The organism is Shigella sp. SIG6 (genome assembly GCF_053555815.1).
In genome coordinates this window covers 1-5,490 of record NZ_JBQZXC010000177.1, presented here as the reverse complement: position 1 = coordinate 5,490, position 5,490 = coordinate 1, and the positions used below count along the sequence as shown (strand labels likewise).

4 protein-coding genes and 1 pseudogene are annotated in these 5,490 nt (G+C 49.6%); 1 reads left to right on the top strand and 4 read right to left on the bottom strand.

Going from position 1 to position 5,490, the window contains the following annotated elements; translation table 11 throughout:
* On the top strand, positions 1 to 2,223 hold a 2,223-nt coding region (torZ, locus tag ACUU1M_RS18415; protein WP_449144730.1), incomplete at its 5' end, for a trimethylamine N-oxide reductase TorZ.
* A 164-nt stretch (positions 2,224 to 2,387) separates the two neighbouring features.
* On the opposite strand, the gene cmoB is transcribed toward torZ, so the two are convergent.
* From cmoB to ACUU1M_RS18395, 4 genes and pseudogenes are all read right to left on the bottom strand, one after another.
* On the bottom strand, positions 2,388 to 3,359 hold the full coding sequence (gene cmoB / locus ACUU1M_RS18410; RefSeq protein ID WP_000564745.1) for a tRNA 5-methoxyuridine(34)/uridine 5-oxyacetic acid(34) synthase CmoB: 972 nt from the start codon (positions 3,357 to 3,359) through the stop codon (positions 2,388 to 2,390).
* Positions 3,356 to 4,099: a carboxy-S-adenosyl-L-methionine synthase CmoA gene (gene cmoA, locus ACUU1M_RS18405; RefSeq protein WP_000019588.1), complete on the bottom strand. Its 744-nt coding sequence runs from the start codon at positions 4,097 to 4,099 to the stop codon at positions 3,356 to 3,358. Before cmoA ends, cmoB begins: the two co-directional genes overlap by 4 nt.
* A 40-nt stretch (positions 4,100 to 4,139) precedes the next feature.
* Positions 4,140 to 4,535 carry an MAPEG family protein gene (locus ACUU1M_RS18400; protein ID WP_000252980.1) on the bottom strand — a complete coding sequence of 132 codons (396 nt, stop codon included), beginning with the start codon at positions 4,533 to 4,535 and terminating at the stop codon, positions 4,140 to 4,142.
* Between the two features lie 52 nt (positions 4,536 to 4,587).
* Positions 4,588 to 4,929 (bottom strand): annotated as a pseudogene (locus tag ACUU1M_RS18395) (DUF72 domain-containing protein); the annotation flags it as partial.
* Between the last annotated feature and the right edge of the window lie 561 nt (positions 4,930 to 5,490).

Here is a 5,490-nt window from a genome sequence, read left to right as displayed (position 1 = left end):
TCCTTACAGTCTACGGCGGCGGATCAGGTACACACCACGGTGCGTATTCAGCATCCGATGGTGAGAAAAAGCTATCTCGACAATCCACTGCAACCGGCGAAAGGTCGTGGCGAAGATACCTATGTACAGGTGAGCTGGGAACAGGCATTAAAACTGATTCATGAGCAACATGAGCGTATTCGTAAAGCTAACGGACCATCGGCCATTTTTGCCGGATCTTACGGCTGGCGCTCTTCTGGCGTGTTGCATAAAGCGCAAACCTTACTGCAACGTTATATGAACCTGGCGGGCGGTTATTCCGGGCATAGCGGCGATTATTCAACCGGGGCAGCACAGGTGATCATGCCGCATGTGGTCGGTTCTGTAGAGGTGTATGAACAGCAGGCCTCCTGGCCGCTGATTCTAGAAAACAGCCAGGTTGTGGTGCTGTGGGGAATGAACCCGCTGAATACCTTAAAAATTGCCTGGAGCAGTACCGATGAGCAAGGGCTGGAATACTTCCATCAGCTGAAAAAATCTGGCAAACCAGTGATTGCCATTGATCCTATCCGCTCCGAAACCATCGAATTCTTTGGCGATAATGCCACCTGGATCGCGCCGAATATGGGCACCGACGTGGCACTGATGTTAGGGATTGCGCATACCCTGATGACACAAGGCAAACACGATAAAGTGTTCCTTGAAAAATACACTACCGGGTATCCGCAGTTTGAAGAGTATCTGACAGGTAAGAGCGATAATACGCCGAAGAGCGCGGTCTGGGCGGCGGAAATTACTGGCGTACCGGAAGCGCAGATAGTCAAACTCGCTGAACTGATGGCGGCGAATCGCACAATGCTGATGGCAGGCTGGGGAATTCAGCGCCAGCAATATGGTGAACAGAAACACTGGATGCTGGTGACGCTGGCGGCGATGTTAGGGCAGATTGGTACACCGGGCGGCGGTTTTGGTTTCTCTTATCATTACTCCAATGGTGGCAACCCGACGCGTGTTGGCGGCGTGCTGCCGGAAATGTCTGCGGCGATTGCCGGACAGGCCAGCGAGGCCGCTGATGATGGCGGAATGACGGCGATTCCTGTTGCCCGTATCGTCGATGCGCTGGAAAATCCTGGCGGCAAATATCAGCATAACGGTAAAGAACAAACGTATCCGAATATCAAAATGATCTGGTGGGCGGGTGGCGGTAACTTTACCCATCACCAGGATACTAATCGTCTGATCAAAGCCTGGCAGAAACCGGAGATGATCGTCGTTTCTGAATGCTACTGGACCGCAGCAGCCAAACACGCAGATATCGTATTACCGATCACCACATCGTTTGAGCGCAATGACTTGACGATGACCGGTGATTACAGCAACCAGCATATTGTGCCGATGAAGCAGGCTGTTGCTCCGCAATTTGAAGCGCGTAACGATTTTGACGTGTTTGCCGATCTTGCGGAATTACTCAAACCTGGCGGAAAAGAGATCTATACCGAAGGTAAAGATGAAATGGCGTGGCTGAAATTTTTCTATGATGCCGCTCAGAAAGGGGCCCGTGCGCAACGCGTCACTATGCCAATGTTTAATGCCTTCTGGCAGCAAAATAAACTGATCGAAATGCGCCGCAGCGAGAAGAACGAACAGTACGTTCGTTATGGTGATTTCCGCGCAGATCCGGTGAAAAATGCGCTGGGTACGCCAAGCGGCAAAATTGAGATTTACTCCAAAACGCTGGAAAAATTTGGCTATAAGGATTGCCCGGCACACCCAACCTGGCTTGCGCCTGATGAGTGGAAGGGTACCGCCGACGAGAAGCAGTTGCAGCTTCTGACCGCGCATCCGGCACACCGTTTACACAGTCAGCTTAACTATGCGGAACTGCGTAAAAAATATGCGGTTGCCGATCGTGAACTGATCACTATTCACACCGAAGATGCTGCTCGATTTGGTATTGCGAATGGCGATCTGGTGCGTGTCTGGAACAAACGTGGTCAGATTTTGACAGGCGCGGTGGTGACTGACGGGATCAAAAAAGGCGTGGTATGCGTGCATGAAGGTGCATGGCCAGATCTGGAAAACGGCTTGTGTAAAAACGGCAGTGCGAACGTGTTAACGGCGGATATCCCCAGCTCGCAGCTGGCAAATGCCTGTGCCGGTAACTCTGCGCTGGTGTATATCGAAAAATATACGGGTAACGCACCGAAGTTAACGGCATTTGATAAGCCTGCTGTTCAGGCGTAAGAAGTGAATAGCGCCCGGAAACGGGCGCTGAGGTTATGCAAACGTAAAACTGCCTGATGCGCTATGCTTATCAGGCCTACATAGTCCCTGCAATAGATTGAATTAGCAAGGGTTTGTAGGCCGGATAAGGCGTTCACGCCGCATCCGGCAGTAATACCAGACCTTTACGGCTTGCGCGCAATCAGCACCGCGCGTTTAGGCGCAGGATAACCTTCAACTGTCTTACTCGGATCATGTGGGTCGAGGAAATCGGACAGAGATTCGGTAACCATCCATTCAGTGCGTCGCTGCTCTTCAGTAGTGGTAACGCACACATCCACAATGCGGATATCTACAAAACCACACTTCTTCAGCCAGTTTTTCAGCGCCAGCGCGGAAGGGATGAAATAGACATTACGCATTTGCGCGTAACGATCGCCTGGTACCAGCACCGTGTTCTCATCGCCATCAATAACCAGCGTTTCCAGCACCAGTTCACCCTCATTCACCAGTTGATCTTTCAACTGCCAGAGATGCTCCAGCGGCGAACGGCGATGGTAAAGCACGCCCATCGAAAAGACGGTATCAAAGGCTTTCAGTGCCGGAAGCTGTTCAATACCTAACGGTAACAAATGTGCGCGCTGATCGTTACCCAGTAGTTTACGCACCGCTTCAAACTGGCACAGAAACAGTTGCGTAGGGTCGATCCCCACCGCGAGGTGCGCGCCTGCGCCAATCATGCGCCACATGTGATAACCGCTGCCGCAGCCGACATCCAGAATGGTGCGTCCGGTTAAATCAGAAAGATGGGGCAGAACACGATCCCATTTCCAGTCGGAACGCCATTCGGTATCGATGTTGACGCCATACAGTGAGAACGGCCCTTTGCGCCATGGCATCAGGTTCCGCATAAGCGTTTCAATGCGTTTAATTTGCCCGGTGCTCAGTGGCTCTTCGCTTTCGGCGGTTACGCTATGCAATAAATCCAGACGATACGGTTTAATTTCAGGCAGAAATTCCACCGCGTTGGACCACTGCTTAAACAGCCCGTGCTGCTGCTCGCGCTGCCAGTTAGCAATCTGCGCGGGCAGCGTTTCGAGCCAGTGTGAAAGATGATTTTTGGCAATCAGAGAATAAAAGTTACCAAAGTCGATCATGCAGCGTCCTCTGCTTTTAATGCCACCAGTGAACCAAAGTTAAAGCACTGGAACCACAGCTCGCTATGCTCAAAACCGGCTTTATGCAGGCGTGCTTTATGGGTTTCCACGGAATCGGTCAGCATCACGTTTTCCAGCATGCTGCGCTTCTGGCTGATCTCCAGTTCGCTGTAACCGTTGGCACGTTTAAAGTCGTGGTGCATGTTGAACAACAGTTCACCAACTTTGGCATCTTCGAAACTGAATTTTTCCGAAAGCACCAGCGCGCCGCCCGGGTTCAGTCCTTGATAAATTTTATCCAGTAATGCCTGGCGCTCGGAAGGTTCCAGGAATTGCAGGGTAAAATTCAGCACCACCATCGATGCGTTTTCAATGGCGATATCGCGAATATCACCTTCAATGACGTCTACTGGCGTAGGGGCTTTATAGGCGTCAATATGACGACGGCAGCGTTCAATCATCGCCGGGGAGTTGTCGATGGCAATAATTTTGCAATTATCATGATGAATGTTGCGACGCACCGAGAGCGTCGCCGCGCCCAGAGAACAACCCAGATCGTAAACCTGCGTACCAGGTTGAACGAAGCGCTCGGCTAACATACCAATCATGGAAATAATATTGGAATAGCCGGGAACGGAACGCTGGATCATATCCGGGAAGACTTCAGCTACCCGTTCATCAAAGGTCCAGTCGCCCAGTCTGGCGATAGGGGCAGAAAATAGCGTGTCGCGGTGAGACATAACGTAAAAATCCGGGAAAAAGAAAGTGGCGTATTGTGCGCTAACGCAGGGAGAAAACCAACTCCCAGGGCATATACCAAAGATTCGCCAGCACCATCAGCAACAGCGCACACCAGGTGGCGCTCATGCCGGAACGTCGCCAGCGAAACAGACGGTGATGAAAACCGTAATAATGCATCAGACGACCAGCAAGCAAAACGATGCCGCAAATATGCACCATCCAGGTTTCTGCGCCATTCATTTCCATAAACAGCATCAGCACAATCGCGATGGGAATATATTCCACCGCGTTACCATGAATGCGAATAGCGCTTTGCAGTTCGCTAAAACCACCGTCACCATAGGCAACGCGGTACTGCATTCGCAGGCGAACGACATCAAAAGAGAACTTCATTAATAACAACGCACTTAAAACGGCATATAGCGCGCTTACCATACAAACTCCCTTTAAAATGGCCGATGGCACCTGTCTATGATAGGTGGCAAATTCAGAAAAGAGAAGATTGCTGTGGAATAGCCGGAACTGCTCCGATCTCTGGAAGCGTTTTACGTAAGTCTTCCCACAGGGTATGTACCAGTTCCGGGGCCTGGGCAATATCTGGCGTATGTAAAAAAAGATAAGGCGTAGTGGTCTGATGCCACTGCGCTAATTTTTGTAACCAGACCTGAAATAATTCCCGGTTTTGCGTCATATCATCACTACCGATAAAACGGATCAGCGGATTTGTCGCCGTCAGTACAGCATGTACCGGAACTTTAGGTTTTTTTCGTTGAGCGTCGCGAATAGTTTCACTGTGTGGACGTGATGCATGAACCGGGCGGCTGTCTAAAAATCATCAAGGTCTAAATACACTATGAGGTTGATTCCTAGAACATACCTGTTAATTACAGGACAATATCAGGTGTAGTTGGGCTTGTTCCGACCCCTATGACTATGCAATTTAAAGGCATTTTCCCAAGTATCTAAGCAATTCTACACAGATTCTATGCAGTATCGGTATAGTCTCTTTTTATACTAACTTATTGAAATATATAGAGAATCTGTGAAGTCCCTTTTCAGGGAACTATGCAGGGTGTTAGTCATCCCTCTCTCGACTCCTAGAAAAGTGATATATACAGGGATATATAGCGATGTATATATGTTTGGTCACACAGAATAACTATCAAGCTGCTTAACAGTTTCTTACGTGAAAGTTAGAAAGTGATGGTTATAGTTACCCTCCTAAAATCTTCATAGTTGATTCGGTTAGTTGGGCTTGTACCAACCCCTAATCAACCTCATAGCTCCTTCATAACCAGTCTTAAAAGGACTTCCTTTTGAGACACTTTCAACGTAACGGTAGAATGCACCCTCAAGTAGTCTCAAAAGGTGTTTTTGGATTATGAGACAG

Excerpts from the sequence above, each read along its gene's own strand:
- cmoB (WP_000564745.1), bottom strand. The coding sequence starts at position 3,359 with ATGATCGACTTTGGTAACTTTTATTCTCTGATTGCCAAAAATCATCTT.
- cmoA (WP_000019588.1), bottom strand. The coding sequence starts at position 4,099 with ATGTCTCACCGCGACACGCTATTTTCTGCCCCTATCGCCAGACTGGGC.
- ACUU1M_RS18400 (WP_000252980.1), bottom strand. The coding sequence starts at position 4,535 with ATGGTAAGCGCGCTATATGCCGTTTTAAGTGCGTTGTTATTAATGAAG.